Below are 4,549 nucleotides of genomic sequence, written 5' to 3' on the forward strand. Positions count from 1 at the left end.
CCCGGGGGGGCCCCCCGGGGCTGGGGCGCACCGGGGGGCCCCGGGGGCCCCCCCGCGGGGGTGACCCCCCCGGCGGCCCCGTATGCCGCCCCCCACGCGCGCACGGACCGGGTGCTGGACCGGCTACTCGCGGACGGCACGGTCTGGATCAGCGGCTCCACCTGGCACGGGCGGCGGGTGATGCGGATCTCGGTGAGCAACTGGTCGACCACGGATGAGGACGTGGCCCGGGCGCTGGACGCGATCCGCCGCGCAGCGGCTTCCTGACCCGTCCGCTCAAGGGGGATCCGTGTCGGTGACCACGGCCAGGAGCTGGTACGGCAGCTCGGTGTCCCACTTGGCTATTCCGAGCGCCACCCACCTGCCGTCCACGCGCCACAGATGCATGTCCGGTACCGAGTTGCTGAGCACCTGCCAGGGCTCCGGTATCTCCTCACGGTCCTCCACGGACCGGATGAGCAGCGAGTGCAGACTGAACACCTGCGGCTCACCCCAGCGTTCGCCCAGCAGCAGCGCGAGCGCCTCGCGCTCCGCCTCGAACTGCTCGCCGACGAGCTCCATCCGGGATCGGTCGTGCCAGAACTCCTCACTGGTGCTCAACTCGGCCGTATGGAAGCCGGGGCCGCTGTCACCCACGTCCGACCGGCCGGGCTCCGCGGGGAAGGGACGGGAGCGCAGCCGGTCGATCGTCGCCAGATGCCGAGCGAGGGTCATGTGTTCAGTAAACCCGTCCACACTGACAACTGGCGTGTTCTCCCAGGGCCGGACTTCACCCTCGTCGCCCTTCACGTCCTCTACGGCGAGAAGGCCACCGCCCGGCACTATCGACGTACGGGAGCGCGTCCGTGATCCGGCGGAGCACGCGCTCGGGCGGGCGTCCGATATCCAGGACTTTGCCTCGTCTCTCCGCCCGCCAGGCTGACAGAGTCGGCTCTGACAACTGTCAGCGGCTCGCGACAGGACTGTCACGGGGTTCCAAGATCGCTTGACCTTGCCCCCAAGGGAAGGACGACAGTGTCTCCATAGATCACAGGAGTGTGCCCGCTGGCCAGGCGGGACGAAGAGGGGGAGTTCGCGTGACCGCGACCTGCGTCATTCTCGATATCGGTGGCGTACTGGAGATCACGCCGGAAACCGGATGGGTGCAACGGTGGGAAGAACGGCTGAAGCTGCCGCTGGGCACCGTGCACGAGCGGATGCGCGACGTGTGGCGTGCCGGAGGCGTCGGGAGCATCAGCGAACAAGAGGTGCACTGGGAAGTGGCATCACGCTTGGGTCTCGACGTTCACCAGGTGGAGGCCCTCATGGCTGATCTTTGGACAGAGTATCTGGGAACGCCGAACGAGGAACTCATCGCATATGTGCGGGGCCTGCAAGGGCGATGCAGGCTGGGCATCCTGAGCAACAGCTTCGTCGGGGCTCGGGAGCGGGAGACGGCGCTGTACCACTTCGACGAACTGGTCGAGCAGATCGTCTACTCGCACGAGATCGGCATCGAGAAGCCTGACCCGCGTGCCTTCGAAGCTGCTTGCGCCAGTTTGGAGGTGGGGCCGGAGAGCTGTCTCTTCGTGGACGATGCCGCAGCCAACGTCGAGGCCGCCCGGGCGGCGGGCATGCAGGCGCATCTGTTCGAGGACAACGTCGGGACGATCACGCGCATCGCAGCTCATCTGGACGCTGGGCCCGTGACTCCGGCACGCGTCCCGTCCGGATGACGCGTCAGGCCGGTCGCTCCCGGCCAGACCGAGTTGATCGCCTTGCGAACCGTCTGCCATGACACGGTCTTCGCTCCGCTGATCCTGGGCCCGCCCTGTCGTCTGGGAAGTCACAGGGTGAGGAGGAGAGCTGAGGCCAGCTGGGCGACCGTCAGGCGCTTCGGCAGCGAGCGCGATCCGCCAGACCCCCCCCCGCACGCCCGGCCCGGGCGCAGACTCGCTGACCGTGGACGGCGGGATCAGGGCCACCCGGGCACGCGGGCACGGGCAGCGCTCAGAGAGCGTTCGCGAGTTTGTCGGGGTTGCGCATCACGTAGACGCACTGGATCCGGCCGTCTCTGGCCTCGACCTGTACGACAGTGTCCGGCAGCCCGTCGACGAGCACCAGCAGAGCGGGCGCGCCGTTGACCTCCGTGAAGCGGTACTCCGTGCCCACCAGGGGTTCCCTGGTGACGGCGAAGAGGAAGCGGCCCACCTTGTCGGCCGTCTCGATGACCCGTCGTGGCCCCTTGGCCTTGCCGCCGCTGTCACCGACCAGCCGCACATCGGGGGCGAGCAGCCCGAGCAGGGCGTCGAGGTCCCCGCCGCCCGCCGCGGCCAGGAACCGTTCGGTGAGCTCACGGCGCTGCGCCGCGTCGACGTCGTACCGCGGCTTTCGCTCCTCGACATGGCGGCGCGCGCGCCCGGCGAGCTGCCGCGCGGCGGCCTCGCTGCATTCGACGGCGGCCGCGATGTCCGCGTACGGGAATCCGAACGCCTCCCTGAGCACGAACACGGCCCGCTCCAGCGGTGACAGCGACTCGAGGACGATCAGCACCGCCAGCGACACGGACTCCCGGAGCTCGGCGCGCTCGGCGCCGTCGGGCGAGGAAGGAACGAACCGGGTCGCGACGGGCTCGGGCAGCCACGGCCCGACGTAGGTCTCGTGCCGGGTCCGGGCTTGCCGCAGCCGGTCGATGACCAGCCGGGTGGTGATCGTGACGAGGTAGCCACCCGGATCCCGGACGTCCTCGCGCTTTTCGGCGGACCAGCGCAACCAGGCATCCTGCACCACGTCTTCGGCGTCGGCGAACCGGCCGAGCATCCGGTAGGCCACTCCCGTCAGCGTCGGACGGTGTTCCTCGAAAACCGCGGTCGTGTCGACGTCGGATACAGCAGACACGTGTGGCACGCATCCCCTTGAACTGGAGGCTACTGAGGGGTAATCCTTTGCTTGCAAACCCTAGCAGCGGGCGTGACCGCCGAGTTCAAGGAGCAGTAGCATGGCCTCGAAGGTCTCGTTCGACGTCGAATCGGCCGGTATGCGGCACACCCTGACGGTGGCCTACGAGCGCACGGGCTCTGGTGAGCCGCTGCTACTACTGCACGGCATCGGCCACCACTGGCAGGCTTGGGAGCCGGTCATCCCGCTGCTCGCGCCGGAACGCGATGTGATCGCCATCGACCTGCCCGGTTTCGGCAACTCCCCCGGACTGCCCGACGGTATGGCGTACGACCTGCCCACCGTCGTCCCCCTGCTCGGCGCCCTCTGTGAAGCACTCGGCATCGAGCGCCCCCACGTCGCGGGCAACTCGCTCGGTGGGCTGCTCGCGCTCGAACTGGGCCGCGGGAAGCTCGTCCGCTCCGTGACCGCGCTGTCCCCGGCCGGCTTCTGGACGGAGGCCGAGCGCCGCTACGCGTTCGGGACGCTGCTCACCATGCGCCGCGCCGCCCTGGCGCTGCCCCGGCCGATGATCGACGTCCTGGCCCGCAGCTCCGCCGGGCGCGCGGTGCTCACCAGCTCCATCTACGCCCGCCCGGGCCGCCGCTCACCCGAGGCGGTGGTCGCCGAGACTCTCGCGCTCCGCGAGGCGACCGGATTCCACCGGACCCTGAGCGCCGGCGGCAGCGTCCGGGTCACCGACGACGTGCCCGGGCTCCCGGTCACGGTGGCCTGGGGCAACCGAGACCGCCTGCTGCTGCGCCGCCAGGGGATCCGGGCCAAGCACACCATCCCCGGCGCGCGACTGGTGCGCCTGCCCGGCTGCGGTCATGTGCCGATGAACGACGACCCCGCGCTGGTGGCCAGGGTGATCCTCGACGGCAGCCGCTGAGCCGCCAGGCTTTGAGGGCCGCGAGGCACCGGAGCCGACGGGCAGCGGGGGCCGCAAGGCACCGGAGCCGACGGCCACGCCCAGCGCGACGAGGGTGCTGCCCAGCCCCTGGGCGAGGCCGTAGCCGCCGGTGCCGACGAGCGGTGCGGTCAGGGCAGCGGAGACCGGGATCAGTCCTGAGAAGAGGGTCGCGCGCTCCGCGCCGATACGCCCGACGCTGCCGTACCAGAGGATGAATCCGATCACGGTGACGACCACGGACTGCCACAGCAGGGCGAGTCCTTCTCCGGCGGAGGGCCACCGAAGCATCGCGGCGCCGTCGTACAGCGCCCCGACGAGAGCGGACTCCAGCGCGGCGAGCCCGCACACCACGGTGGTCAGACGTACGGGTCCGAGCGGAGCGATCACCGGTACGGCCAGTAGCGCGAAGCCCACCTCCCCCGCGAGGGCCGCGAACGACCAGGCGACACCGGCCGGGTCCGTGGTACCCCAGCCCTGGACCGTGAAGGCGCCCATGGCGACCAGCAGGGCTCCGACTATCAGGGGACGAGTCGGCCTGCGCCCGTCCAGGAGCGGTGCGAGCACGGCCACGACCACGGGTGCGCATCCGACCAGGACGCCGGGTACGGCAGGCTCCGCCGTGCGCTCCGCGGCCAGCACGGCGAGGTTGAAGCCCACCATCCCCACCGCGGCGAGCAGCGCGAGCCGGGCCCCCCGCGGGGGGGGGGGGGAGCGGCCCCG

Annotated in this window: 4 protein-coding genes and 3 pseudogenes; 3 read left to right on the top strand and 4 right to left on the bottom strand. The window is 70.7% G+C overall.

What is annotated here, in order from left to right:
- A pseudogene (locus ACFWI9_RS11845) lies at window positions 1-267 on the top strand (hypothetical protein); the annotation flags it as partial.
- A 9-nt stretch (window positions 268-276) separates the two neighbouring features.
- On the opposite strand, the gene ACFWI9_RS11850 reads toward ACFWI9_RS11845, so the two are convergent.
- Window positions 277-714: a hypothetical protein gene (locus tag ACFWI9_RS11850; RefSeq protein ID WP_387160994.1), complete on the bottom strand. Its 438-nt coding sequence runs from the start codon at window positions 712-714 to the stop codon at window positions 277-279.
- A 100-nt stretch (window positions 715-814) separates the two neighbouring features.
- Window positions 815-940: pseudogene (locus ACFWI9_RS11855) on the bottom strand (IS5/IS1182 family transposase); the annotation flags it as partial.
- A gap of 136 nt (window positions 941-1,076) precedes the next feature.
- Here ACFWI9_RS11855 and ACFWI9_RS11860 point away from each other — a divergent pair.
- Window positions 1,077-1,715, top strand: a complete 639-nt coding sequence (locus ACFWI9_RS11860; RefSeq protein WP_387160996.1) for an HAD-IA family hydrolase — start codon at window positions 1,077-1,079, stop codon at window positions 1,713-1,715.
- A 274-nt stretch (window positions 1,716-1,989) separates the two neighbouring features.
- Here ACFWI9_RS11860 and ACFWI9_RS11865 read toward each other — a convergent pair whose 3' ends face one another.
- A complete protein-coding gene (locus tag ACFWI9_RS11865; RefSeq protein ID WP_387160998.1) occupies window positions 1,990-2,877 on the bottom strand; it encodes an RNA polymerase sigma-70 factor in 888 nt (295 codons plus the stop codon).
- A 100-nt stretch (window positions 2,878-2,977) separates the two neighbouring features.
- Here ACFWI9_RS11865 and ACFWI9_RS11870 point away from each other — a divergent pair, with 100 nt between their 5' ends.
- On the top strand, window positions 2,978-3,808 hold the full coding sequence (locus ACFWI9_RS11870) for an alpha/beta fold hydrolase (RefSeq protein ID WP_387161000.1): 831 nt from the start codon (window positions 2,978-2,980) through the stop codon (window positions 3,806-3,808).
- A 513-nt stretch (window positions 3,809-4,321) separates the two neighbouring features.
- Here the strand turns inward: ACFWI9_RS11870 and ACFWI9_RS11875 are convergent.
- A pseudogene (locus tag ACFWI9_RS11875) lies at window positions 4,322-4,549 on the bottom strand (EamA family transporter); the annotation flags it as partial.

It is taken from the genome of Streptomyces sp. NPDC127084 (assembly GCF_042724175.1).
Classification (GTDB): domain Bacteria; phylum Actinomycetota; class Actinomycetes; order Streptomycetales; family Streptomycetaceae; genus Streptomyces.